At 65.3% G+C, this 26,162-nt stretch carries 20 protein-coding genes; 7 read left to right on the top strand and 13 right to left on the bottom strand.

The annotated features are described in order from the left end of the window. Positions 1 to 2: 2 nt before the first annotated feature. Positions 3 to 2,138 carry a S9 family peptidase gene (locus tag VGN62_RS16695; protein ID WP_327455936.1) on the bottom strand — a complete coding sequence of 712 codons (2,136 nt, stop codon included), beginning with the start codon at positions 2,136 to 2,138 and terminating at the stop codon, positions 3 to 5. 293 nt (positions 2,139 to 2,431) lie between these two features. Here VGN62_RS16695 and VGN62_RS16690 point away from each other — a divergent pair, with 293 nt between their 5' ends. Further along, positions 2,432 to 4,624, top strand: coding sequence for a TonB-dependent receptor (locus VGN62_RS16690; protein WP_327455934.1), 2,193 nt, complete (start codon positions 2,432 to 2,434; stop codon positions 4,622 to 4,624). A gap of 48 nt (positions 4,625 to 4,672) precedes the next feature. On the opposite strand, the gene VGN62_RS16685 is transcribed toward VGN62_RS16690, so the two are convergent. The 3 genes from VGN62_RS16685 to VGN62_RS16675 are packed head-to-tail and all read right to left on the bottom strand — an operon-like array spanning position 4,673 to position 7,208. After that, a complete protein-coding gene (locus VGN62_RS16685) occupies positions 4,673 to 5,680 on the bottom strand; it encodes a histone deacetylase family protein (protein ID WP_327455932.1) in 1,008 nt (335 codons plus the stop codon). Beyond that, positions 5,677 to 6,255: an FMN-binding negative transcriptional regulator gene (locus VGN62_RS16680; RefSeq protein WP_327455930.1), complete on the bottom strand. Its 579-nt coding sequence runs from the start codon at positions 6,253 to 6,255 to the stop codon at positions 5,677 to 5,679. Before VGN62_RS16680 ends, VGN62_RS16685 begins: the two co-directional genes overlap by 4 nt. Next, on the bottom strand, positions 6,252 to 7,208 hold the full coding sequence (locus VGN62_RS16675) for an alpha/beta hydrolase (protein WP_327455928.1): 957 nt from the start codon (positions 7,206 to 7,208) through the stop codon (positions 6,252 to 6,254). The genes VGN62_RS16680 and VGN62_RS16675 overlap by 4 nt, the downstream gene beginning before the upstream one ends. 176 nt (positions 7,209 to 7,384) lie before the next feature. Between VGN62_RS16675 and VGN62_RS16670 the strand changes: the two genes are divergently transcribed. Continuing rightward, positions 7,385 to 8,143, top strand: a complete 759-nt coding sequence (locus VGN62_RS16670) for a helix-turn-helix transcriptional regulator (RefSeq protein WP_327455926.1) — start codon at positions 7,385 to 7,387, stop codon at positions 8,141 to 8,143. An 18-nt stretch (positions 8,144 to 8,161) separates the two neighbouring features. Here VGN62_RS16670 and VGN62_RS16665 read toward each other — a convergent pair whose 3' ends face one another. From VGN62_RS16665 to VGN62_RS16645, 5 genes are all read right to left on the bottom strand, one after another. Beyond that, entirely contained in the window at positions 8,162 to 10,273 is a 2,112-nt protein-coding gene (locus VGN62_RS16665) for a phosphocholine-specific phospholipase C (RefSeq protein WP_327455924.1), read from the bottom strand. Between the two features lie 34 nt (positions 10,274 to 10,307). Next, on the bottom strand, positions 10,308 to 11,303 hold the full coding sequence (gene phnE / locus VGN62_RS16660) for a phosphonate ABC transporter, permease protein PhnE (protein WP_327455922.1): 996 nt from the start codon (positions 11,301 to 11,303) through the stop codon (positions 10,308 to 10,310). Next, entirely contained in the window at positions 11,300 to 12,025 is a 726-nt protein-coding gene (locus tag VGN62_RS16655; RefSeq protein WP_327455920.1) for a phosphonate ABC transporter ATP-binding protein, read from the bottom strand. The genes phnE and VGN62_RS16655 overlap by 4 nt, the downstream gene beginning before the upstream one ends. Beyond that, positions 12,022 to 12,957, bottom strand: a complete 936-nt coding sequence (locus VGN62_RS16650) for a phosphate/phosphite/phosphonate ABC transporter substrate-binding protein (protein WP_327455918.1) — start codon at positions 12,955 to 12,957, stop codon at positions 12,022 to 12,024. Before VGN62_RS16650 ends, VGN62_RS16655 begins: the two co-directional genes overlap by 4 nt. Positions 12,958 to 13,043: 86 nt before the next feature. Continuing rightward, on the bottom strand, positions 13,044 to 15,224 hold the full coding sequence (locus tag VGN62_RS16645) for a TonB-dependent receptor plug domain-containing protein (protein ID WP_327455916.1): 2,181 nt from the start codon (positions 15,222 to 15,224) through the stop codon (positions 13,044 to 13,046). Between the two features lie 243 nt (positions 15,225 to 15,467). Between VGN62_RS16645 and VGN62_RS16640 the strand changes: the two genes are divergently transcribed. Then, positions 15,468 to 16,361: a MurR/RpiR family transcriptional regulator gene (locus tag VGN62_RS16640; protein WP_327455914.1), complete on the top strand. Its 894-nt coding sequence runs from the start codon at positions 15,468 to 15,470 to the stop codon at positions 16,359 to 16,361. 139 nt (positions 16,362 to 16,500) lie between these two features. Continuing rightward, complete coding sequence (locus VGN62_RS16635) at positions 16,501 to 17,256, top strand: AraC family transcriptional regulator (protein ID WP_327455912.1); 756 nt, start codon at positions 16,501 to 16,503, stop codon at positions 17,254 to 17,256. Between the two features lie 34 nt (positions 17,257 to 17,290). On the opposite strand, the gene VGN62_RS16630 is transcribed toward VGN62_RS16635, so the two are convergent. From VGN62_RS16630 to VGN62_RS16620, 3 genes are all read right to left on the bottom strand, one after another. After that, positions 17,291 to 19,657: a TonB-dependent receptor domain-containing protein gene (locus VGN62_RS16630; RefSeq protein ID WP_327455910.1), complete on the bottom strand. Its 2,367-nt coding sequence runs from the start codon at positions 19,655 to 19,657 to the stop codon at positions 17,291 to 17,293. A gap of 175 nt (positions 19,658 to 19,832) precedes the next feature. Beyond that, entirely contained in the window at positions 19,833 to 21,152 is a 1,320-nt protein-coding gene (locus tag VGN62_RS16625; protein WP_327455908.1) for an ATP-binding protein, read from the bottom strand. 2 nt (positions 21,153 to 21,154) lie between these two features. Next, positions 21,155 to 21,856, bottom strand: a complete 702-nt coding sequence (locus VGN62_RS16620; protein WP_327456100.1) for a response regulator transcription factor — start codon at positions 21,854 to 21,856, stop codon at positions 21,155 to 21,157. Positions 21,857 to 22,103: 247 nt separating this feature from the next. Between VGN62_RS16620 and VGN62_RS16615 the strand changes: the two genes are divergently transcribed. Then, the gene (locus VGN62_RS16615; RefSeq protein WP_327455906.1) at positions 22,104 to 22,898 is read left to right on the top strand and encodes a universal stress protein; all 795 of its coding nucleotides are present in this window, start codon (positions 22,104 to 22,106) and stop codon (positions 22,896 to 22,898) included. A 53-nt stretch (positions 22,899 to 22,951) separates the two neighbouring features. Further along, a complete protein-coding gene (locus VGN62_RS16610; RefSeq protein WP_327455904.1) occupies positions 22,952 to 23,641 on the top strand; it encodes a Crp/Fnr family transcriptional regulator in 690 nt (229 codons plus the stop codon). A gap of 10 nt (positions 23,642 to 23,651) precedes the next feature. On the opposite strand, the gene VGN62_RS16605 is transcribed toward VGN62_RS16610, so the two are convergent. Further along, complete coding sequence (locus VGN62_RS16605; protein WP_327455902.1) at positions 23,652 to 24,323, bottom strand: OmpW/AlkL family protein; 672 nt, start codon at positions 24,321 to 24,323, stop codon at positions 23,652 to 23,654. Positions 24,324 to 24,494: 171 nt separating this feature from the next. On the opposite strand from VGN62_RS16605, the gene ccoN reads away from it, so the two are divergent. Next, positions 24,495 to 26,153 carry a cytochrome-c oxidase, cbb3-type subunit I gene (gene ccoN, locus VGN62_RS16600; RefSeq protein ID WP_327455900.1) on the top strand — a complete coding sequence of 553 codons (1,659 nt, stop codon included), beginning with the start codon at positions 24,495 to 24,497 and terminating at the stop codon, positions 26,151 to 26,153. The last annotated feature ends 9 nt before the right edge of the window (positions 26,154 to 26,162 follow it).

Here is a 26,162-nt window from a genome sequence, read left to right as displayed (position 1 = left end):
GTTCAGCTCACGCAGCGCATCGCAAAGGCCCAGAACAGCGCCTTTTGCTGATATTCGCTCGTGACGTCGGCGCTGCCCTGGTGGCCGCTGTCCATGTCGGTGTGGAGGAGCGCGGGGTTGCCGCTTGTGGAACGGCGGCGCACCTCGGCGACCAGCTTCGCAGGCTCCCAATAGGCGACGCGGTCGTCCTTGAGCCCCGCGGTGCAAAGCAGGGGCGGGTAGGCCGCTGCCTGCACATTCTCATAGGGCGAGATCGAGGCGATATAGTCATAGGCCTTGGGGTCGGAGAGCGGATCGCCCCAGTCGGGCCGGAACAGCGGCACGAGCGGATGCGCGCCGTCGCTCATCGTGTTGAGCATGTCGACGAAGGGCACCTGTGCGATCACGCCGCCCCACAATGTCGGCGCGATATTCATGCTCGCACCGACGAGCAGACCGCCTGCCGAAAGACCATAAGCGATGACCTTGCCCTTCGCCGTATAGCCCCCGGCTGCGAGATGTTCGGCGCAGGCGATGAAATCGGTGAAGCTGTTGCGCTTGGTGAACTTGCGCCCGCCGAGGAACCAGCGCCGCCCTTTCTCGGACCCGCCGCGTACATGCGCGATGGCATAGCGCCAGCCGCGATCGACGAGCGCGAGCGCGGGGATCGAGAATTCGGGGTCGCTCGGCACGCCGTACGATCCATAGCCATATTGGAGCAGTGGCGCCTTGCCGTCTTTCGGCGCGCCGCGGCGCGACAGCAATGTGATCGGCACCATCTCGCCGTCCGGCGCGGGAGCGAACAGCCGTTCGACCTCGTATGCGTCGGGGTCGAAATTCGCGACCTGTTGCTGCTGGATGACGGTCTGCTTGCCGCTGGCGAGGTCGATGCGGATCCAGCGGCGCGGCGATTTGGGCGACTGGTGGACGATCATCACCGACGATGCGTCATAGGCCTGTTCGGGCGGCAGTTCGATCGCATAGGCCGGATCGTTGAAGGCGATCACCTGTTCGGACCCGTCGGGACGCAATATTGCAAGCCGGTGAAGCCCATCGACGCGTTCGAGGCGGGCGAGTGCCGTGGCAAAGGGCTGGATCTGGAGGATCGGTGTACCCGGGCGGTGCGGGACGAGCGTCGCGAGCTTGCGAAAGTCCTTCGGATCGAGGCGTAGCAGCGACATGTCGAAGGCTTCATCGGCGTCGGTGAGCGCGATCAGGCCGCCGTTCCACTCGTCGATTTCGTAGAGCACCCCCGCCTTGCGTGGCCAGACGACGGCAGGCGCGGCGGTTTCGTCGGCCGCGGATAGCAGCCGGACTTCCGCAGTTTCGGGGCCGGCAAGGGTGAGCGCGATGAAGCCGTCGGCGGCGGTGCGCTTCACCTGCATGAAGATCGCGGGATCCTTTTCCTCATAGACGAGGTCGGTGGTCTTGCCGTCGACCGAGGTGCGATAGAGCCGCGTCGGCCGGTTGCGCGCGTCGCGCCAGATCCAGAACAGCCAGCGCGACGAGGGCGCGAAGACGAGTCCTCCATAGCCATAGGCGTCCTTGCCGACGACCGTGCGAATGTCGCCGCTCTGATTGTCGCGGATACAGATGCGGTGGCGGTCGTTGCCGATCACATCCTCGGCCCAGGCGAAATAGCGATGGTCCGGGCTCGGCTGGTGTCCGGTGCTGCGGAAATAGGGCTGACCCTTTGCGCGCGCGCTTTCATCGACGAGCAGCTCGGACGGGCCACCGTCTTTTTGGCGGCTGTAGCGCGCGTGCACCTGACCTTCGGGGATCGCGGATGAATAAGTCCAGCCGTCCTTTTCGAGCGCGGGTGCCGCGACCGCGCCCGAACTGCGCGCGAGCATTGCGCGCACCAGCTCGGCCTGCGCGGCCTTCGTGGGTTCCAGCACCGCATCGGCATAGGCATTTTCGTCGGCGAGCATTTTTGCAACCGGAGCGGGCAGGTTCGTGCGGTTGCGCTCGCCCTCGGCGGGGATGAATTTCATCCAGCTATACGCGTCGTCGCGTTGGCGGCCCAATTGATCGATCACATGCGAGATGCGCGGCGACTGCGGCGGCGCGATCTTTGGCCAGCGTCCGCGAGCGCCCTTTTCCAACGCCCGGGCGGCGCCGCTTCCCAGCAGGAGGGCTGCCATTGCGGCGCTGCTCATAAACGCTCTCCGACCCTTGTTCTCGATGCTGTGCATAGCGGCCCTCTTTCGCCCGACGGGGATGTCGCGTCCAGTCTATGACGCCCGGGCTGGCGTACTGCGCCGATCAGGCCGCCCAATCCATCGATCGGGCAAATTGGCCGCAAGCCCCTACGAAACCGTGCTTTCCTGCGCCGGCGTGCTGGCCCGATCCGGCTGGAATATGGCCCGACCATCGCCGTCACGCCAGTTTCGCGTGATAGCTTGAACATCGGATCTTCTCACAACAGCCATTATCAATCAGGGAGGCAAAAATGGGGTTTGCATCGATCAGGCGCGTCGCGGCGTGCGGCATTTCGATCCTGGCGCTGGGCCAGGCATCGGGCGCGCTGGCGCAGGCAACCGATGACAGCGAGATCGTCGTCACCGCGGCCAAGCGCGAACAGTCGGCGCGCGACGTCACCGGTTCGCTGACCGCGGTCAGCGAAGCGACGCTGCAAAAGCTCAATGCGCAAAGCCTCTCCGACTATATCACGCGCGTCCCCGGCGTCGTGTTCAACGATTACCAGCCCGGCGTGTCCGAAGTCGTCATCCGCGGCGTTGCATCGTCGACCTATCATGAGGCGAACCAGGCGACGACGGGCTATTATCTCAACGAAATCCCCCTGATCGAGCCGGGCTTTCCCGTCGTCATTCCCGATGTCGACAGTTTCGACGTCAGCCGCGTCGAGGTGCTGCGCGGGCCGCAGGGCACGCTCTTTGGGTCGTCGTCGCTGGGCGGCGCGGTCAATTATGTCGTGAACGAGGCGGACCCCGCCCGCTTCGACGCCGGCTTCGAGGGCATGGTATCGACGACCAAGCGTGCAGCCGGCGACGTCGGCTATGCGGTGAAGGGCATGGTCAACCTGCCGATCGCGACCGACAAGCTCGCGGTGCGCCTCGTCGCGCTCCAGCGCGTCGATGCGGGCTATCTCGACAACACATTGCTGGGCGAAAAAGGCAGCAACGACCTGCGCGTTCGCGGCCTGCGCGGTTCGATCGTCTTCACGCCGACCGAAACGACGCGCATTTCGGCGATCAGCATGTATCAGGAATATGATCTCGACGATCAGACCTATGTCCTCTTCGGTCCCGAGAAGACCTATGAGCGCGCGACGAACCTCGCCGAGTTTCAGGACACCGACTTCATGTTGCACAGCCTGCGTTTCGAGCAGGACCTGGGCTTTGCGACGCTGACCGCGCTTGGCAGCCATATCGAGAAGAATGCCGAGGTTCTCTTCGATTATTCGATCTTCGGCGGCAACGACCCGCGCACGAACACGCCGCTGCTCGACCGCGGCCGGTCGAAATCGAAGACCGACTATGCCGAAGTGCGGCTTGCCTCACCCGATGAGGGGGCGTTCAAATGGCTGATCGGCGCCAATTACACCAAGATGCGTTCAACCGGGAACGGGCTGCTCTATATCGAGGGGATCAGCGACTATATCGACGCCAATCCCGGCGAATTCGGCGGTCAGACGGGCGAGCAGCTCGCCCCCGGCGATTTTTCGGAGCGGACGTTCAGCCGCAACCGCGTGACCGAAAAGGCGCTGTTCGGTGAGGTATCCTACGACATCATCGACTCGCTGACGCTGACCCTTGGCGGCCGTCTGTTCGAATATCGCACGCGCCCGCAGGCCGAACTGCTCCCGAACGCGGCACAGGTCCCGGCCTATAATTTCGAGGCGGCGGCGGAGAAGCATTCGGATTTCATTCCGAAGGCATCGCTGACCTTCAAGCCGAGCAAGGACTTCATGGCCTATGCGCTTTATTCCGAGGGTTTCCGGATCGGCGGGCTCAACGTCTTCGCTTTGCCGTTCCCCGACCTGCCGCTGACCTTCGACAGCGATACGACGAAGAATTTCGAGCTGGGCACGCGGTTCGACGTGATCGACAACACGCTGTCGGTCGATCTGACCGTTTATCATATCGACTGGAACAATATTCAGGCGCGGCTCTTTACCCCCGATGTTCGCGCCTACACGACCAATGGCGGCGGCGCCGACATCGACGGGATGGAACTCAGCCTGACCCTGCGCCCGACGCGCGGCCTGACCTTCCAGTCGAACGTCTCGTACAATGACGCGCGCCTGTCGGAGTTCCTGCCCGATACCTTCGCCGCGGGTGGCGGCTATGCGAAGGGGACGCGCCTACCCGGCGCGTCCGAATGGATATTGTCGAACAGCATCGATCTGAGCTTCCCGGACTCGAAGCTGAAGCGGCGCTTCGGCATCGCACACCGCTACCTGTCGAGCGCGCCGGTCGATTTTGCGGGGTCGCTGGAGAAGGGCGACTTCCACATTGTCGACCTCAACGCCTCGATTGCGGTGACCGACCAGATCGAGCTCGGCGTGTTCGCCAAGAATCTGTTCGACCAATATGGCATCTCGAACGCGCCCTTCGCCTTCGCGGGGTCGGTCGCGCGGCCGCGCACGATCGGCGCGACGGTGCGTTTCAGCCTGAACTGATGGCCGGAAAGGGGCCGCCTCGCTTCGGCGGGGCGGCCCTTTGTCGTTTCAGAAGCCCGAAAGAAATGCGGCGACGTTCTTGCCGAGATCGCCGACTGCGTAGCCGCCCTCCATCACGATCAGCGTCGGGACGCCGAGTGCGGAGACACGCCTGGCCAGCTCGACATAATCCTCGCGTTCGAGCACGAAGCTCGAAATCGGATCGCTGCTGTGCGTGTCCGCGCCGAACGAGAGGACAAGAAATTTCGCGCCCCAGTTCGCGATCGCGGCGAGCGCGGTATCGAGTGCGGGGGCATAGCTTTGCCCATCGGTACCCCGCGGCAGGGGGATATTGAGGGTGCTCCCTTCGCCTGCGCCTTCGCCGCGTTCGTCGGCGTGGCCCCAGTAGAAGGGATAGTCGGTGCGCGGGTCGGCGTGGATCGAGGCGAAGAAGATGTCGGAATCCTCATAGAAGATGTCCTGCGTGCCGTTGCCGTGATGATAGTCGATGTCGAGGATCGCGACGGGCCCGAGGCCGCGGCTGTGCGCTTCGCGCGCCGCGATGGCGGCGTTGTTGAGGTAGCAATAGCCACCCAGATAGTCGCACCCGGCATGATGGCCGGGCGGACGGCACAGCGCGAAGGCATGGGTCTCGCCGCTCGTTGCCAGATGGTCGAGCGCGGTCAGCGCGCCCTGCGCCGACCAATAGGCCGATTCCCACGTTCCCGCCGCGATCGGCGTCCCGGCGTCATAGCTGTACGCGCCGAGATCGGCATCGATACGGCCGAAGGCAAGCGGCCGGCGGCGCCGGATCGGGAAGGTATAGCCGATCGCGTCACCGCTGCGTCCGGCCGCGAGCCAGTCGCGATGCGCGCGTTCGAGAAAGGCGAGATAATCGGCATCGTGCACCGCGAGCAACGGCGCCATGCCGAAGTCGCGGACGGGAGCCCAGTCGGTGAATTGTTCGACGATCGAACGCGGACGTTCGATGTTTTCGGCATGGGGTACCCAGTCGCCATTGTGCAGTTCGCGCGCAGGGGCGTGCGCTGTCTGGCGATCGTCGAAGAAGAGCTTCACCTTCGGGCCTGTCCTTCCATCCATTGGGTCAGAGTCCGGTCGCTGTGACCGGCGATGATCTCGGCAAAGCCTTGCGGGCTTTCGTCCTGCCCCAGCTTGAAGCTGTGCTCGGCCGAACGGACGTGCGCGCGAAAGGCGATGATCTGATCGAGCATCCGGTCATAGCGCGGGCCGAGGCTGGCTGTCGACCAGGCGCTGCCCTCCATCTTTGCGACGAGCTGCTCGATCGCATCGCGCGTCTCCTCGCCGACGAATTCGACCTCGACGGTGAAGCGGAGCACGGCATAGTTCCACGTCGGCGCCCAGTCGGGTTTCGACAGGAGCGACGTCGGCACATAGCCCGACGGGCCGTTGAACAGGACGAGGCCGCGCGGGTCGGCGCGGAAATCGCCGACGAGCCGGTTGCGCAGTGCGCAATGGCCGAGCAACGCGACGACGGTGCCGCTGTCGTCGCATTCGGCGATGAGCGGCAACGGGCTGGCGTGGAAATCGCGCGATACCAGCCAGGCGAGCGGGTATTCGGCAATCAGCTGCGCGATGTCGGCGGCACCGCGCGGTTCATAGGGTCCGGTCATCCGCCGACGATATCACGGATCCACGCCGCCTGCTCGTCGAGCGCGCGGGCGGCGAGCGGGGCGATCGATACCGCTTCGAGGAAGCTGTGCGTCGCGCCGCGGTAAGTCACCGCGCGCGTCGGCACGCCGGTCTCTTCGAGCTTGCGGGCGAAGGCGTGATTGCAGTCGGCGAGGATGTCGCATTCGGCGATGGCGAGAAATGCGGGGGGCAGGCCGGCAAGGTCGGCGCGCAGCGGCGCGACAAGCGGATCGGAAAGCTGTTCGGGGCCATCGACATAGGCGGCCCAGAAGGCGTCCATCTCGTCGGCTTCGAGCGAGTAATCGCCCGCGCCGAAGCGCGCGTAGCTCGGAGTACGTTCGGGCGCGAAGGCGCCATAGTTGAGCAGCATCGCGGCCGGGAGAGCTCGGCCGCGCCGCCGTTGCAGCAGGCACGCCGCGACCGACAGGTTCGCGCCCGCCGAATCGCCGCCGATCAGCACGCGGTCGGCGTCGAGGTCCAGCGCATCCGCCTGCGCCGCTATCCAGTCGAGCGCCGCGGCGCATTCCTCGAGCGCGACCGGGAACTTGTTTTCGGGCGACAGACTGTAGTCGATGCCGAGCACGGCGATCCCCGCGCGCGCGGCATATTCGCGCATCAGCCGGTCGTGCGTGTCGATGCTGAAGAGCATCCAGCCGCCGCCATGAATGTAGAGCATGACGGGCAGTTTCGCGTCCGCAACGGGGCGATGGAGGCGCAGGCGGACGCCGCCCATGTCCAGCTCGCGGCTCTCCGCCATTATCGGGCCATCTTCGCGCCAGGGTTTGCGCACGCGTTCAGCGACCTGGCGACGGACCGCCATGCTGGCGCCCGCGGGCGCGCCATGCTCGGCATAGGCGGCGTTGATCGCATCGACGAAACGGCGGATATCGGGGTCGGCCATGTCGGCCTGCATGGCGCTCAAGCCCTTTGACATATTTGGCATATCCTTCTCGAAACGGTCCTTGATCGCGTGATAGCTTTTACGCGGCCGCACCTATCGCCCGTTCGGGCCAATCACCGCACCGGACAGGCCAGCGGCTGCATCCCTTCTGGCCAATCGAACGTGCGGCCTATATGGAGTATTTGTCCAAGACTTGCGAGGATCGGGCCATGAAGCATAGTGTCGATGTCCTTGTGAACGACCGCCCGGTCATTGCGCTGCAGGATGAATATCCCGCGGGCTTCATCGACCCGATGCACAGTCACGACCATATCCAGATCCTCTATGCGTCGGCGGGGGTGATGTCGGTGCGCACGCCCGAGACGAGTTTCGTGATCCCGCCGCAGCGCGCCGTCTGGCTGCCGGCCGGGACGCGGCACGAGGTCGCGTGCCGCGGCCCGGTGTCGCTGCGCACGCTGTACCTGCCGTGCGCGGGACATGAGCATGAGCGGGAGTGCCGCGTTTTCGAGGTGTCGAACCTCGTCAAATCGCTGATCCTCGAGGTCGTCGACTTCCCCGCGCTCTACGACGTCAACGGGCGCGAGGGGCGGATCATCGCGCTGCTGCTCGACGAAATCGGGCGGATGCCGAACGCGCCCTATCAGGTGTCGATGCCGTCGAACCCGCGCCTGCTGCGCGTTTGCAACGCGATCATCGCCGATCCGTCCGACCCGCGCGATATCGATGACTGGGCCGCGCTCGCGGCGATGGGGCGGCGCACCTTCACGCGCAGTTTCAAGCAGGAAACGGGCATGGGGCTCGCGGTCTGGCGCCAGCAGGTGCGGCTGATGGAGGCGCTCTCGCTTCTGGCGGCCGGCGCCTCGATCACGCAGGTCACCTATGATGTCGGCTATGACAGTCCGAGCGGCTTTGCCGCGATGTTCCGCCGCGCTTTCGGCGTGCCGCCGAGCCAGTATCTGAAACACTGACCCGGCGCTTCGCCGCCGTCAGCCGAAGGTCAGCGGGTCGCTGATGCCGTGTCCGCCGCGCTCGACGCGCCCGGCGAGGCGGACCTCCATCCCCGGCAGCGCGACGGTCACGTCGTACCAGTCGTGATCCTTGGGCGCCGGCCATGCCGCGACGGCTTTGCCGCGTCCCGCGACGGTCACCGACTTTGCGGCCGAAGCGGCATAGGCGTCGCGGAAAACCTTCGCTTCCTGCGTCTCATCCGCTGCATTGACGAAGGTGAAGGCAAGGCCGCCGCGCTTGCGGTCGTACCGCGCGGTCATCGCAGGGGCGCGGGCGGCCTCGGCCAGCGTGCCGCGGAAGGCGCGGTGGAAGCCGTTGGGGCCAAGCACCCAGAGGTCGAAATTCCCGTCGGGGCCGACGCTCCAACGGTCGTCGATCGTCTTGCCGGCTTCGACGGTGTAGCGTCGCGGGATGCGGTCGAGGTTCAGCTTGTCATAGACGTGGAAGACCGCGCCCACCGTGCCCTGATTGACGAAATCGAGTACGACGGCCTTGTCCGCGCTGTCGATCCGCGCGTCGACGTGGAGGATGTAGGGCAGTGCGCGCGAACGGCGGATGCCCTTTTCCTGGAACAGATCCTGCGGCGCGCGCGGCGGCAGCGCCTTTGGGCGTTGCAGGTGCGCGCCGAGGATCGTCGTCGAGCCGCTGACGTCGGGGAGTGCGGGGAAGGCGGCGTCGGCGCCCTTCGCGAAATCGAAGCAGGACGTGAGGTCGCCGCACACCGAGCGGTGCCACGGACTGATCGCGGGGATGGTGACGCCGAAGCGCTGTTCGAGGAACTGACCGACCGAGGTGTGATCGAACACTTCGCTGCTGACCCAGCCGCCCTTGCTCCACGGCGAGACGACATACATCGGCACGCGCGGGCCGAGGCCAAACGGGCGCGTCGTCCCTGAAATGGTATCATCGCGCGACAGATATTTATCCTCATGGTCGTCGAAATAATGACCGGGCAGTGCGAGCGTCGCCTTGCCCGCGAGCGTGCCGTCGGCGTTATATGAGGGCGGCGCGGCGGGCGGGAAATGGTCGAACAGCCCGTCATTCTCGTCGAAGGTCTGGAAAAAGACGGTACCCGCCCAAGTGTCGGGATTGGCGGTCAGCGCGTCGAGCACCGATGCGGTGAATTCGGCGCCCTCGATCGGGGTCGAGGCCGAGGGATGTTCGGACCATTGCTTGGGCGGCAGTACCCACGACACCGCAGGCAGCGTGCCGTTCTTCGCATCCTCGGCGAGCTTTTCGAGCGAATGGTGCGACATGCCGCGTTCGTAGATCGGCGAGCCGGGCTTGGCGTCGCGAAAGCCCTTGAAGGCGAGGCCGCCATGCATCGCGCCGGTCCAGTTATCGTTGGGATCCTGATAGATGCGCCAGTCGACGCCCGCGGCTTCGAGCACCTCGGGGATCGTCGCCCATTCGAGCGCGTTGCCGGCATAGGTATAGCCGGGTTCGGGGAGCGCGCCCTTGATCCAGCAGCGGAGGTTATTGGGCTCGGACTTGTCGTCGCGGCAATTGGTGCCGGTCGCGGCAACCTCGGGATCGAAATTGGACCCCGACCAGAACACGATGCGGTTGGGGTCGGTGCCGGTGGTGATCGAGCAATGATAGGCGTCGCAGATCGTGAACGCCTCGGCGAGGGCGAACTGGAAGGGAATGTCCTCGCGCCTGTAATAGCCCATCGAATAGTCGGTCTTGAACTTGGGCCAGAGGCCGAACTTGCCCTGGTTCCACGCCGCCTGCGCGTCGGAGAAGCTGTGCGGGGTACCGGGGACCTTGAGGCCGTTCGTGCGCGCGGTGTCGAGGTGGAAGGGCGGCAGGTCGCGCGCGCCGTTGCTCTGGAACCAGACGTCCTTGCCGCCGGCGAGCGGGATCGGGTGGCGATCGCCGAACCCGCGCACGCCCTTCATCGTTCCGAAATAATGGTCGAACGAGCGGTTTTCCTGCATCAGGATAACGACATGGCGGACGTCCTTGATTGTGCCCGTTATGCGCTTCGCCGGAATGGCGAGCGCGCGGCCGATGCTGGCGTGGAAGGCGGCGGCCGAACCCGCCGCAACCCCGGCGGCCTTCAGGAAATCGCGTCTCGAATTGGACATCCAAACTACTCCGGATTGAAAGGAAAGAGGGTTGTCATCGCCACGCCCGCCGCGCGCGCGAGGCGACGAGGTCGAGCGTGAGGATGATGAGGAAGATCGCGATCAGGATCGTGCCGACATGGCCATATTCATACATGTCGAAGCGGCCCTTGAGTTCCTGCCCGATGCCGCCCGCACCGACGAGGCCGATCACCGCGCCCATGCGGACGTTGCGGTCGAAAGTGTAGAGCGTGCAGGCGATATGCTGGGGCAGCACTTGCGGCAGGATCGTGCTGCGCCAGACGGTGAGCCGCCCCACGCCCATCGCGGCGAGCGCCTGCTGCGGCCGCGGGTCGGCATCCTCGATATCGTCAGCGTAGAATTTGCCGAGGAAACCCGCCGAATGGAGTCCGAGCGCGAGCACGCCGGCGATCGGGCCGAAGCCATAAGCGATGACGAGGAAGAGTGCCGCGATGAGTTCGGGCACCGCGCGCAGAAACGCCGACGTCGCGCGCGATCCGGCGCGCAGCGCGGGGTGCGGGGTGATGTTGCGTGCACCGAAGAGGGCGAGCGGCAGGCCGATCAGCACGGCGATCAACGTGCCCCAGAGCGCGATTTCGAGCGTTTCGAGCATCTTTGCCGCGACATGGGCCAGATAGCCAAAGGGTTCGACCAGCCACGCGGTCCGCACGATCCGGTCTTCGCGGCGCAGCGTTTCGGGGTCGAGTTCGGACACGCGCGTCTCGACGGTCTCGATATGCGCGAAGGGCGACAGGTGGGCGGGGTCGAAACCGGCGATGCGGCTGACCTCGCGCCGCGATGAAAGCTGGATCGGGACGAGCTGTCCGAGCGTGGTGCCGAGGCCGTCGGCAACCTGTGAGCGCTCGGCGAGCCCCGCCTCCGCCAGCACCGCTTCGCCGCTGAGCGCCAGCATCCGCCCGATCTCGACGCGCTGGCCGGTGTACCAGAGCAGTAGCAGCGCACCGAGAAGCAGCGCGACCGCGCGCGCGTCGAGCAGCGCGGGCCAGCGCCAGGGGACGGCGGCGTTCATCGCGCCACGACCCGGACGCGCGGCGGCGCGGCATGGCCGTCGAGCGCTGCGGGGGTCCCGTCGAACACCACGCGCCCGGCGTCGAGCATGACGATGCGATCGGCGAACTGACGCGCGAGCGCAGGCTGATGCAGGCTGCAAAGCACCGTGGCGCCAAGGCTGCGAGCTTCGTCGCGGAGCAGCGCCAGCGTCGCTTCGCTCGTCGCGGGGTCGAGGCTGGCGACGGGTTCGTCGGCGAGGATGATCGCGGGGCGGTGGACCAGCGCGCGCGCGACCGCGACGCGCTGTTGCTGTCCGCCCGACAGGCTGTCGGCGCGCCGCCCGAGATGTGTTTCATCGAGTCCCAGCCCCGCGAGCAATCGCGCGGCGCGGTCGCGGTCGGGGTGCGGGTAGAGGCCTGTGAAGCGCCGCCAGGATGCGATGTCCGCGACCGCCATGACATTCTGCGCGACGCTGGCGCGGCCGCACAGCCCGAAATCCTGCGGGATCAGCCCGATACGGCGGGGGAGCGCGCGATCGGCGGCGCGGCCATCATAGAGAATGCGCCCTTCGCTTGCGTCGACGAGGGCCGCCGCGGCGCGGAGCAAGGTCGATTTACCCGCGCCTGATGCGCCGAGCACCGCGCAGAACTGGCCTGCGGGCAGGTGGAGGGTCACGTCCGCGAGCGCGGCGTCGCCGCCGGCATGGCGGACGCCGAGCCCGGCAATCCCGATATCGATCATCGTACCGGCCTTTCGGCGGCCTTGCGGAGCATCTCGCCCTTCAGTGCGGGGCCGACCTGCGCCATTTTTTGTGCCGCGGGATCGAAATGACCGGCGGGGACCGCGGCGGTATAGCCGTCGACCTGTGCGCCGCCATAGCCGCGGATCATCTCCGGCATGATGCCGGGGGTGCGGCTGATATTCCCGAACGCCGCGCGTAGTCGCGCGCGCACGGCGGCCGGGAGGCGCGTGCTTGCGATCAGCGGCGGGTAGGGGATGGGGCCGCTGCGCGCGACGACGCGCAGGTCGCGGGCGCCGGGAACGTCGGCGCGCACCGCCTTGTCATAGCTGTCGAAGGAGAGCGCGGCGGCGTCGACCTCGCCATTGACCAGCGCGGCAAGGCTGTTCGCGTGGGTACCCGTCATGCGCACCGCCGACAGATCGCGCGCGGGATCGATCCCCGCATCGAGGAACATTGCGACCGGAAAGACGAAGGCCGACGTCGAATTGATATCGCCGAACGCGACGCGCTTCCCCTTGAGGTCGCCGATCGTGCGGATGGCGGATTCGGGGCGGACGAACAGCCCGGCATAATAGACCGAGCGCCCCGATTTGACCGCGACGGCGAGCATTTCGGCGCAGCCGCGGCGCCTCGCCTGCAAATAGGTGACGGGCCCGACAAAGGCGATGTCGGCGGCATCGTTGCACATCGCCTCAACGACCCCGCCATAGGATTGCGCGACCTTGAGGTCGAAGTGCAGCCCGGTGCTGCGCGCAACCGCGTCGAAAACCGGGCGATAGTCGGCGAGCGTGCCGCTCTCGGTCCCGCCGTCGGCGGGGATCAGCAGCACGCGCAGCGGGCGCGGCTGTGCGGCCCGCGGCGGCAAAAACAGCCAGGCCGTGCCGGCGACGCATAGCGCCGCCAGCACGCCCGCAATGATCCACCGCCGCATACACAACCTCCGTCGACCCGAAAGACGGGGCGCCATTACGACGGGGCTGTGACAGCGGCATGAACCGTTTCCCTATGGTCGTTCGATCAAAATTTGGTCGAGTAGGAGATGTAGACGCTGCGCGGCTTGCCCTCGAACTCGTAGCCGTAGAAATATTCGGGGCTGTTCAGCGCGATCTCACCGCGGATGAAGGCCGAGCTGTAGCGCATGTTTCCATAGCCGTAGCGCTCGGCATATTTCTGGTCGAAGATGTTGACGACGCGGAGCTGGAACTGGTGCTGGCGCTCGTCGCCGAGGCGGTATCCGATCGACCCGTTCATCAGGAAATAATTGCCGAAATTGTGGCGCAGCGAGCTGTTGACGCCGCCGGTCGCATATTCGGGACCCTGGTAGCGTGGGAAGAGCGTGATCGAGAAGCGGTCGTCGGGACTGGTCCAGCGCAAATTGCCGCCGATCATATATTCGGGGGTCTCGTTGATCTGCAGCTTGCTGCCGTCGAGGCGCGCCTTTTGCTTGGTATAGTTGATGTTGAACGAGAAGCCCTTGCCGACGCGCACGTCGAGTTCGGCGGTCAGTCCCCGGATTTCGGTGATGCGGTCGTTGTTGAAATAGGTGTTGGGGGTGAGCCCCGACGTCGTCTGGATGCGGTTGGTGACGTCGGTGCGGAACGCGCCGACTTCGGCGCTCACCTGCACATTGCCGAAGCTCTGCGAAAAGCCGATGCCGCCGTTGTAGGTCTCGGTTTCCTCGGTCTTGAGGTCGGGGTTGCCGACCAGCGTCGGGCTCTGCGCGAACAGTTCGTTGGTGCGCGGCAGGCTGTACGAGGTGCCGCCGTTGCCGCGGATATAGAAGGCGCCGATCGGCTGGCGGAAGCCGAATTTCCAGATCGTCCGCGACCCGAAGCTGTCGGCGAAGTCGGTGCGCAGCGCGAGCGACAATTTGGTGTCGGGGCTGAACGGGATCACCGGGCGGAAGTCGGCATAGACGCCGGTGATTGTGTTCGCCTTGTTCGAGATCGGGAAGACGGGGTTCGAGTCATTCTTGTACGACACGACCTGCACGCCCGCGACGACCTCGAGGATGTTCGGCAGCGACAGCGTGTTGCGGACGTTGAGCCCCATTTCGCGGAAACCGCCGACTTTCGAATCCTTGCCGAAGCCCTTGTTGGGGAAGGGGATCGACTTGCCGGTCGCATCGCCGAAACGGATAAGCTTACCCGTCGTCGGATCGGTGCAGCCTGCGGGCGTCTTGCAGATTTCGGCGAAAGTCTCGGTGTTGTTGAGCCGCGGGTTGCTCCAGTAGCCGGCGATCTCGGTGTAGAAATTGTCCGACCAGCGGCGGTCGAGCGAGAAGTCGACGATCGGATAGCGGACGCGGTTCGGCGAGAAGGTTTCGGCGTCGGGGAAGGGGTCGTGGAATTCGATCTGCGTATATTGGCCGTTGATGCGCAGTTCGCTCTTGTCGTCGACCTTCCACAGATATTTGATGCCGATATTGCTGCGGTTGAGCGGATAGTCCTGGATACCGCCCGCCTTGGCGACATTGTCGACATAGGCTTCGGGGGCGAAGATGCGCGGGCCGTCGGTCTGGATCGTGCCGCCGTAAATCATCAGGCTGTGGCGGCCGTCGGGATCGATCGGGAAGCTGGCGTTGCCCCAGATTTCGCGCGTGTTGAACGCGCCATATTGCGCGCCGAGTTCGAACTTGCTCGTGCCATCGGGGCGCTTGGTGACGAGGCTGATCACGCCGATGCCGCCGTTGCTGCCGAAGAACAGGCTGTTGCCGCCGCGAAACACTTCGGCGCGTTCGATCATGTGCGGGTCGATCGTCGTCGATCCCCAGATATCCTCGAGCGCGGGCCCGCGGTCATAGAGCGGCACGCCGTCGAGCACGACGAGCGTGTCGCGGTCGCTGCCGCCGTCGAGGCGGATCGTATATTCGCCTTCGTCGGGCGAATAGCCGATATTGGCGCCCTTGATCAGGAATTGGGCAATTTCGGCGAAGTTGGTCGCGCCCGTCGCGGCGATTTCCTCGGCGGTGACGATCTGGACGGCGTTGCCATATTCTACCGCCGCGGCGGCGAGCGGGGTGGCTTCGACCGCTGCCGTGCCCGTGACGATGATCTCGTCGCCCGCGCCGCCGCCGGCATCGGCGCTATCGGCGCCTGCTTCATCGACAGCCGCAAAAGCCACCGACGGCAGCGCGCTGGCGGAGAGCAACAGGCCAGCGATGGCCGCACGCGTTTTGGAAGAGATGTGCACAATCATGCCCCTTTTTGAAGAATTTCGGTCACATTGGCGGAGCAGGGGCGGCCGTGTTCACGACTCGATGCTGCGCCGCACCAATGTGCGAGGCATCCGCTAGGGGCGGCGTGTGACAGTTGAGTGAAATTAGCTCATTTTTAGTTCTAAATAATAATGAGCAAATTGTACTTTCGGATGATTCCGATCTCGGCTAGCATTCTCTGTCGCGGTGGCGGACGTGCGGATTCTGACGGAGAATTGCGTAAGATGAATGACAAGGGTGGGGTGTCGAAAGCTGCGGGCGACGATCGGGCGCCGATCGAAAATGCGCTCGAACGAATGAGGATGGCTCATGGCACGATGGCGCGGGGCGCGCGGCGTATCGCCGATCATATCCTCGCGCAGCCCGAAGAGATCGTCCGCATGTCGATCACCGAGCTCGCCGAGGCGGTCGGGGTCAGCGAGGGCAGCGTCGTCAATTTCTGCCGCAGCATCGGCCTGTCAGGGTTCCAGCACCTGAAGCTCAGCCTCGCGCGCGAGGTGGTCCAGCCGGTGCAGTTCATCCACGAGGATATCGCCCGCGACGACGACATGGACACGATCTGCCGCAAGGTCTTCCATTCGGGCATCCAGGCGCTGCGCGACTCCCTGTCGGTGCTCGATCCGCAGGCGTTACGAACGGCGGTCGACACGATCCGTTCGGCAAAGCGCGTCGAAATCTATGGTATCGGTTCGTCGGCCCCGATTGCCGAGGATACGCATTACCGGATGCTGCGCATCGGGCTCGACGCGCGCGTGGTGATCGACAGCCATATCCAGGCGATCAGCGCCTCGCGCTGCGACTCCGATGTCGCGGTGCTGACGATCTCGCACAGCGGCGCGACGCACGAAACGGTCGCGGCGACGCGGCTCGCGAAGGAGGCGGGGGCTCGCACCATCGTCATCACCAACTTCGCGCGTTCGCCGATCCAGGCTTATGCCGATGTCGTGCTGTTTACGATGGCGCGCGAAACGCGCTTTCGTACCGAGGCGATGACGAGCCGCATCGCGCAGCTTTGTGTGGCCGACGCGCTGATCGCGGCGCTGGCGCTCGACGATTACGACCGCTCGACGGAGACGCTGCGTCAGACGTTCGAAGTGCTGTCGATCAAACGTTTCTGACGGGGGTACGCGGAGCGGACTTGTCCTGGTCATCCTGAGTAAGCTCGAAAAGCCAGCCTTTACGCCCTTATATGATAAGGGGGTTGAGCTCCGGGCCGGAGCGCATCAATGGGACTGGCTGCTCTTTCGGATGACCGTCATGGACAACAAACTTCCTCTGGCCATTACACCGGAGTTCACGAGCTACATCGGCCGCGGCCCGTGCGACCCCGCGCTGCTTCCTACCGATCCGATCATCCTCGGCTTTGGGGACATCGGCGAACCCGCTGTCAGCGTGCTCCTGCCGTCGGACCTCGACGGCAATGCCAACGATCATCTGGTGGTATTCGCGGTCAGCGAAGCCGCCTGCCTTCGCCTTTTCGCCCTGCTGCCGAAGCCTTCGGGCCGCTGGTATCTTCCCGCCGACCTGCGCGGGCTCGGCCGCTCGGTCGTTGCGGTCGAAGGGGAAGGCGAAGTGCCCGACATCCTGCGGTCCGCGCGCAGCCTCGAACTGCTTTGCCAGCTCTTCGCGGCGCTCAGCGAAGGGCGCATGGTCGAAGTCGGCGGGGCGACGACGCTCAGCGAGGACGACATCACCCGCGTCGCGGCGGCGCATCAGCTTGTCAACGAGCATTGGCAGGAAAGGCTGACGGTCAGCAGCGTCGCGCGGCGCTGCGGCCTGAGCAAGGAAAAGCTGACGCGCGGATTTCGCGAACTGTATCAATGCAGCGTCGCCGAAGCGGTGAGCGAGCGGCGGCTCCAGCGCGCGCGCGCGCTCCTCGCGCAAAGCGATCTGTCGATCTCGAGCATCGGCTATCGCTGCGGCTATATGAGCAATGCCAGTTTTACCCGCGCCTTCGCGCGCCGCTTCGGCGTCGTTCCCACCGAAATGCGGAGGCGCGAGACGACCGCCTGAGGGCGCCCGGCGACCGGACGCCCCTTGGCCTGTCTCAGAAGCGCGCGTTGACGCTGACCCAATAGCTGCGCGCCTTGTCCTTGTTGTTGTAGTGATCGATGTAGGTCGGCGTATAGGCACCGTTCACCGGATTGCCGAAGTCGACGTCATAGTCGCGGAAGTCGCGGTCGAGCAGGTTGTTCACGCGGCCGCTGATCGTCAGATGGTCGTTCAGGCGATATTGCGCGCCAAGGTTCAGCACCGTGTAGCTCTTGTAATAGAGATGGTCGCCATTCGTCGCGACACCGCGATAGCGCCGCGAGCGATGTTCGGCCGATAGCTGCGTCGACAGGCCGTCGAGCGGCTCCCAGTCGATCGTCGCGTTCGCCATATGCTTTGCCGACTGGGTCAGCGGCTGTCCCGCCGACGCGCCGGTCAGCTGCTTGCTGTCGGTGTAGGTATAGTTGGCGCGCAGCGACAGGCCGGGGAAGAATTGATAGCGGCCCGCGACCTCGGCGCCCTTGATCCGCGCCTTGTCGACGTTGAACGGGATGCTGATCGTGCTGCCCAGCCCCAGCACGGCGTAATAGTCGCCCAGATTGGCGCAGGGCCGGACGAAATTGGTCAGCGCGCAGGGCCGGACGATCGTCGTATCGATCTTGTCCTTGAACTTGTTGTGGAACAGCGTGACATTGATTCCGCTGTTGGCGGTCGGGTTCCAGTAGATCGCCGCCTCGCTGTTGACGCTGGTTTCGGGCTTCAGGTCGGGGTTGCCGATGAAGGGGCTGGTGCCCTGTCCGCCGAACCCGCGGATGCCGTCGTAGAGGTCGGTGGTTTTCGGCGTCTTGTATCCGGTGCTGACCCCGCCCTTGACCGTCAGCGTCGGGGTGATGGCATAATTGGCATAGATACGCGGGCTGAAGTGGCCGCCGAACAGGTTGTGATTGTCGTAGCGGATGCCGCCGGTGAGGGTGAAGCCTTCGAAAATCGTCCAATTGTCTTCGGCGAACAGCGACCAGATGCGGTGGTCCTGCACCGCCTCGATCCCGCCGACCGCGGCCTCGAGCCCGAACACGCCGTCGTCGAGCGTGCCGTCGATATATTGGCCGCCGATCACGAAGTGATGGCGCCCGGCCAGATTTTCGACCGGGATGTCGATCCGTGCGTCGAGCGTATATTGCGCGCTTTCGAGCGTGCGCAGCGGGCGCGGCAGGAAGGTGCTTTCGGCGAGCGCGCGGCGCTGCGCGGTCGGCATTCCGGCATAGGGGCCGGTGCCGCTGAACATCTGTTGCAGCAACTGGCGTTCGGCGACCGAGAAGGGCATGGTGCGGCCCTTGTTGTTCGTCTCGATATAGGCGAACGACAGGAAAGCCCGCGCGAAGCCGAAGTCGCCATTATAGGTCCCCGCCCACGACAGACGGTCGAAGACCTGGTTTTCGGTATAGCCGACGCGCGGCTGGACGATGCCGCCCGAGGCGCGCCAGATGCTCTCGATCCCGTCGAGGGTGCCGAGCGGATAGGTGATCGCGCCGCTGACCGGATCGACGATCGGCGTGTTGTCGTAGACCTGTTTCGAATAATCGATGTCGAAGATCAGGCTGTGATCGGGCGAGGGCGTGAAGGTCAGTGACCCGCCATAGCTGCGGTTGGTGTTCTTCACCGTCTTGCCGCCGCCGCCGAAGCCCAGCCCGCGGACATGCGACACGCCCGCAGGATCGACGACCGGCGCGAAATCGGGTTCGGAAGGGTAGCGCTTGTAGAAGGAGCCGCGCAGTTTCATCCCGATGATGCCGGGGACGATCGGGCCGCTGACGTTGGCGTCGAACGTCATGTCGTCGCCGAAATCGCTGTCTTCCTGGATACTGCGCCCGAAGGTCGCCGAGCCGGACCAGCGGTCGAGCACCTTCTTCATGATGATGTTGATCACGCCGCCCAGCGCGTCGGCGCCATAGAGCGTCGATGCGGGGCCGCGAATGACCTCGATCCGTTCGATCGCGTCGAGCGGCGGGATATGGTTGAACTGGTTGCCGCCGAAGCTGTTCGGATAGATGTCGCCATGGTTGTTCTGGCGGCGGCCGTCGATCAGGATCAGCGTATAGTCCGACCCCATGCCGCGGATGCTGATCGTGCGTTGCCCCGTCTTGTCCGACGTTTCGCCGACGTCGACACCCTCGATATCGCGCACCGCATCGATCAACGTCATATAGGGGCGCTCGCGCAGTTCCTCCGCGGTCACGACCGTAATGCTGGCGGGAGCGTCGGTGATTTTCTGCTCGAACCCGGCAGCGGTGACGACGATATCCGATCCGGCGGGCGCCTCATCGCCTTCGTTCGCAGCGGCCGGCGCCGCCATCAGCGCGGCAATCGCCATGAAGCAACTGCTGCAGCCGAGGCGCGCAGCCGAACGATGGAAAGCGGTCATTGGATAGTCCCCCGATAATGCGAATGATTTGCAAAAGCTCGGCGCGCACCTGATGCGGACGCCGCACGGGGTCAATTCGGAATCGGGGTCGGGCGACTATCAGCAACACTTTGTCACAATTACGCCCTGCGGGAAGGGAGGGCGGATTCGCCGCGCGCGATGCCGGTAGCGGCTTTCAGTCGCGCGGCAGCATCAGGCTGACCCCGAGGCCACCGAGCGGGCTGTCGCGCAGGGTCAGCGCACCACCCATCGCGGCGGCGGCCTTGTGCGCGGCGGCCAGGCCGATCCCCGCGCCCCCGGAATCGCGTGCGCGCGCTTCGTCGAGGCGGCGAAACGGCAGCAGCGCTTCGTCGCGCCGTTCGGGCGCGATGCCCGGCCCGTCGTCGTCGACGTCGATCGTGAAATGATCGGGACTGTCCTCGCGAAGGGTCAGTTCGACACGGTTCGCATGGCGCCGGGCATTGTCGATCAGGTTGGCGAGGATGCGCTTGATGGTGAGCGGGCGGGCGGTGGCGAGCAAGGCGTCGGGGCCACGATAGACGATATCGTCGCCGAGGTCGGCGGCGGTGTCGGCGACGGTCGCGAGCAGCGCAGCGGCGTCGATCAGCCGCGGCACTTCTTCCTCGCCGCTTCGGAAATAGGACAAGGTCGCGTCGATGAAGCTTTCCATTTCGGCGAGGTCGGCGCTCATCGCCTCGCGCGCTTCGCCGTCGCGCAGCAGCGACGCGCGCAGGCGGAGCCGCTGGATCGGGGTACGCAGGTCGTGCGAGACGGCGACCAGCGCCTCGGTCTGGTCGCTCATCGCCCGCAGCAGGCGGCCCTGCATCGCCGAAAAGGCGGTCGCGACGCGCCGCACTTCGGCGGGGCCGTCGACGATGACCGGACTCGGGCGGCCGCCGCTGGTCCGATCCGCCGCGGCGGCAAGATCGCTGAGCGGGCGGACGAGCGCTCGGATCATGACGAGCGCAATGCCGAGCACCGCCGCGACAAGCAGCAGGTGGAGCAGGATGACCATGCGCGGGTCGGGCGGCGCGCCGAGATAGGGGCTGAGGCGAAAGGTGACGAAGCTGCCGTCGGCGATCCGCAGCGCGCCGACAAGGTCGCGTTCGCCGCGCTCGGCCGACGGCATCAGCGTCAGCCGCAGTTCGCGCGATGTCAGGTCCGGCGCCGAACGGACGAGGCGCGCGCGCAGGTTCTGGAGCTGGGCGAAGGAGGCGCTGAAGTCGGTGATGACGGTGCGTGGCACCCAGTTGAGCGAGAGATCGCCCGCCGCGAGGTCGCGAAGCCGTTCGCCGCGGTCGCGCGGGTGATTCTCCAGCGCGGTGCGTTCGGCTTCGGTCAGCCGGCTTGCGATTTGCCCGATCTCCAGATCTGACAGGAGTTCGCGTTCCTGCCAGCGCTGGAGCGCGATATTGCCAAGCAGTTCGAGGAGGATCGCGCCGACGAGAACGAGCAGGATTCGCCCGACCATCGCCTCGGGAAGGCTCAGGCGCATGCTCAGGTCACGATAACGTCGGCCGCGAGCATATAGCCGACCCCGCGAACGGTGCGGATCAGCGGGCGCACCTTCCGGCCGTCGCCGAGCTTGCGGCGCAGCCGGCTGACGAGCACGTCGATGCTGCGGTCGGTCGAGGAACCGATGCGGCTGCGCGACAGTTCGAGCAGGCGCTCGCGGCCGATCATCCGCTGCGGATTGCGGAGCAGTGCCAGCAGCAGATCCTGTTCGGCGGCGGTGAGGTCGACTTCGGCACCTGACGGCGCGATCAGCTCGCGCCGCCGTGCGTGATATTGCCAACCGGCAAATTCGAAACGTTCGGGGATCGGCGCGTCGAGCGGCGCGTGCGGATCGCGCATCCGCCGCAGCACCGCGCGCACGCGGGCGAGCACTTCGGACCGGCCAAAGGGCTTGGCGATATAATCGTCGGCACCGACGTCGAGCCCAACGACCCGGTCGCTTTCCTGCCCGCGCGCGCTGATCATGATGATCGGCACATGGCTTTGCTTGCGGATCGTCCGGCACAGCTCGATGCCGCTGTCGCCGGGCAGCATGATGTCGAGCAGGATCAGGTCGATCCGTCCCGCCCCGATGATCTCCTGCAATTCGGCCCCGTCGCGCGCGCCGCTGACCTCGTAACCGCATTCGCGCAATATTCGCGTCAGCAGCGTGCGCACCCCTGCGTCGTCATCGACAACGACGATATGATGGGCAAGCGCCGGAGTCCGGGTTGGGACGGGCGCTGGCTCGGGGCGCGTGGCGGTGGCCGGCAAGATCGGGGCTCCTTGGTGACGGGTCGATTGTCGGATCCCGGCTTCGGGAAGGCCCGGACAGACGGTGTGATAACTATTCGCATTATGCGAAATATCAATGGCCGCGCCATTTGACCGCGATCAATGACCGCCTTTGAAGGGCGGGGCAAGATTTCCCCGTAACCGCAGGAGGAATGATATGCGAAACCTGTTGATCCACGCCGATGCGAGCCGGGCCATGGCGGCGCGAACGGAAACCGCGCTGGCGATCGGCCGGCGGAACCGTTCGCATCTCAGTTTCCTCATCGCCTCTCCCTTTCAGCAGTTCATCGCGACCGATCCTTTCGGCGGTATGTACCTGGCTGCCGGGCAACTCGCGAAGGCCGAGCTTGCCGATCAGGAGCTTGCCGAGCGGCTGGGGAGCGAACTGGCGCGTGAGGATGTGCCTTGGGATATCGCGATCGGCGATGGCGATGCCTTGTCCGTGATGTCGCTCGCCGCGACGCTGGCGGACCTCGCCATCGTCTCGCTTGGACAGCCGAACGCGCCGATGACGGCGGGCGATCTGGCGATGACGGTGCCCGTGCCGGTGCTGGCGATTCCCGAAAGCGGCGGGCCCGTCGACCTCGACGCGCCGGTGATGGTTGCGTGGAACGGCAGCCCGCAGGCGGCGCATGCGCTACGCGCGGCGGTGCGGCTGATCCGCGACGCGAGCGAAGTCATCCTGGTCACGGTCGGCGCCGACGACGGACGGATCGCGGCTCAGGATGCGCTGCTGTACCTGTCGCGCCACGGAATCCATGCCGATTTCCGCCAGGTCGAGCGCGGGGCGGATACTGCCGAGGAGGTGCTGGAGCGGCAGGCGAAGGCGATCGCTCCCGGACTGATCGTCATGGGCGCTTTTGGCCGGCCGCGCTTGCGCGAGACATTGTTCGGCGGCGTGACGCGTTACCTGCTCGAAGCCGCGCCGGCGCCTTTGCTGCTCGCGCACTAGGGGTTCGGCCCGCTACGCTTTTCAAACCGGCCGCCTTCCTGTAGGGCGGCCGCGTGACCGATTGTGCTACCTGCGTTGTCCGAAACCGTGCGATCTGCGCGAGCCTGAACCCCGCGGAACTTGTCGCGCTGGGCAAGATGGGACGCCGGCAGAAGGTGCGGGCAGGGCAGACCCTGCTCTGGGAAGGCGACGGCGCCCCCGTCGTCGCCAATGTCCTCGAAGGCGTGCTGAAACTGGTCGTGTCGACCGCCGATGGGCGCGAGCAGATTGTCGGCGTCGTTTTTCCGTCCGATTTTATCGGCCGCCCGTTCGGCAAGGAAAGTCCGTACAGCGTCACCGCGATGACCGATGCCGAAGTATGCATCTTCAACCGCAATAATTTTGACGATTTTGCGAGTACGCACCCCGATCTCCAGCAGAAACTGCTCCGCCGCACGCTCGACGAACTCGACCGCGCGCGGCACTGGATGATGCTGCTCGGCCGCAAGTCGGCGTCGGAGAAGGTCGCCTCCTTCCTGCTCGAAATGTCCGAGCGTCTGTCGGGGCAGGGGTGCCAGTCGGGCGCGCGTGACGGGTTCGAGCTGCCCTTCGGCCGCCAGCAGATCGCCGACATCCTTGGCCTGACGATCGAAACGACGAGCCGCCAGCTCACGAAGATGCGAGCCGACGGCGTCGTCGATCTGCCCTCGCGCCGCGAAATCGTAATCAACGATCGCGCGGCGATGGAGGATATGGCGGGCTAAGGCCTTCCGCTCAGAAGCGGAAGGCGACCCCGGCGCTCAGCACCCACGGATCGAGCCTGTGCTTCGTGCGCAGCACTTCGGTCGTCCCGGCGAACCACCGCGCGGTCGGGCGCAGGAAATAGCGCTTCGCATCGAAGGTCACGGCCAGTCCCTTGGCGTTCACCGGCACGTCGACGCCGGCCTGAAGCGCGACGCCAAAGGTGTCGTTCATCTTTTGCCGCGTCGCGCCGAGCGCCATCGCGGTAGCGCCGGGCTTTTCGTCGATGAAGATGAAATAGCTCGGCCCGGCGCCGATATAGGGCTGGACGCCGCCATCCTTGCCGAAATGATATTTGAGCGTCAGCGTCGCGGGGACGATCTTCGCGTCCGACACCAGCCCGGCACCCGCGAGCGCGCCGCGGCCGTCGACGTCATGCTGGGTCACCCCGGCGATCGTTTCGAGCGAGATATTGTCGGCGACGAAATATTCGACCGCGATGGTGGGCACCATATTGTCGTCGGCCTTGGTCTGCGTTCCCGCGGGCAAGCCGATCCGGTCGATTTTTACATCCTTGATCTTGCCGTCAGGCGCGACGAGCGTCCCGAGCAGCTTGACCTGCACGTCTCCCGCCTTTGCGAAGGCCTGGCCGGGAAGCGCGAGCGCGACGGCCAGCGCGGCGAGGGAGAGAGTCTGTTTTTTCATGGGTCTGGGCTCCTTGCTTGACGAAGCCGTCCCTGCGCCCGGCGGGATGCGCCTGCATTGATGCGGCGCAACAAGTTCGTTGATCCCGGTCAATGTTTCATCGCGCCCGCGAGTCCATGGCGGGGGTGAACCGCGTAGCCGGAGGGCTGCGCCCAAGCAGGGACAAGCGATATGGACGGTCTGGTAACAAAGGCGGGGGGCTGGTTGGGATTGACCCTGCTGGCGCTCGTGATGGCAGCGCTCGCGGTCGATGCGCCGTTCGCGGTGCATATGATCATCGTCGCGCTCGCGTGCCTCGCCATGCTGTGGGCGACCGTCACGCGCGCCGATTATGGCGGCCTCGCACGCGGCATATTGAAGATGCCTGCCGATCAGGGCGTATATGATGACGATCCGATCCGCTGGGGCGTCATCGCGACCTTGTTCTGGGGCGTCGCCGGGATGGCAGCCGGCCTTTATATTGCGCTCCAGCTCGCTTTCCCGGCGCTCAATCTCAACCTCGAATATACGACCTTCGGGCGCCTCAGGCCGCTGCACACATCGGCGGTGATATTCGCCTTCGGCGGCAATGCGCTGATCGCGACGAGCTTCTACGTCGTTCAGCGCACCTGCCGCGCGCGGCTCGCTTTCCCGACGCTCGCCCGCTTCGTGTTCTGGGGGTACCAGCTGTTCATCGTCCTTGCGGCGACGGGCTATCTGATGGGCGTCACCGCGGCGAAGGAATATGCCGAGCCCGAATGGTATGTCGACTTGTGGCTGACGATCGTCTGGGTCGCCTACCTGGTCGTGTTCGTCGGCACGATCGTCAAGCGCCGCGAACCGCATATCTATGTCGCGAACTGGTTTTACCTGAGCTTCATCGTCACCATCGCGATGCTCCACATCGTCAACAATCTGTCGATGCCCGCCAGCATCTTCGGGTCGAAGAGCTATGCCGCCTTTGCCGGGGTGCAGGATGCGCTGACGCAATGGTGGTACGGGCATAATGCGGTCGGTTTCTTCCTGACCGCGGGCTTCCTCGCGATGATGTATTATTTCGTGCCGAAGCAGGCCGAGCGGCCGGTCTACAGCTATCGCCTGTCGATCATCCACTTCTGGTCGCTGATCTTCCTCTACATCTGGGCGGGGCCGCACCACCTGCACTACACCGCGCTGCCCGACTGGGCGCAGACGCTGGGCATGGTCTTTTCGGTGATCCTGTGGATGCCGAGCTGGGGCGGCATGATCAACGGCTTGATGACGCTGAACGGCGCGTGGGACAAGATCCGCACCGACCCGATCATCCGCATGATGGTGATGGCGCTCGCCTTCTACGGCATGAGCACCTTCGAAGGCCCGATGATGTCGATCAAATGGGTCAACTCGATGTCGCATTACACCGACTGGACGATCGGCCATGTCCACTCGGGCGCACTCGGCTGGAACGGCATGATCACCTTCGCCTGCGTCTATTACCTCGTGCCGCGCCTGTGGGGCCGCGAGCGGCTTTACAGCCTGCGCATGGTCAACTGGCACTTCTGGCTCGCGACCGTCGGCATCGTTTTCTATGCCGCGTCGATGTGGGTCGCGGGCATCATGCAGGGCCTGATGTGGCGCGAATATGGAGCCGACGGCTACCTCGTCTACAGCTTCGTCGAAAGCGTCGCGGCGATGCACCCGATGTACCTGATCCGCGCCGCGGGCGGGGCGATGTACCTCGCCGGTTTCCTGATCATGGTCTTCAACGTCTGGGCGACGCTCAGCGGCAAGGTGCGTGCCGAAAAGCCGATGACCGAAACCCCGTACAACGCCGCGTCGGACCGTCCGCTCGCGCCCGTTCCCGCCGAATAAGGAGCCCGG

Source organism: Sphingopyxis sp., assembly GCF_035998905.1.
GTDB lineage: Bacteria > Pseudomonadota > Alphaproteobacteria > Sphingomonadales > Sphingomonadaceae > Sphingopyxis.
Note: the sequence above shows the minus strand (reverse complement) of the source record. Positions and strands in the feature narration are given on the sequence as shown.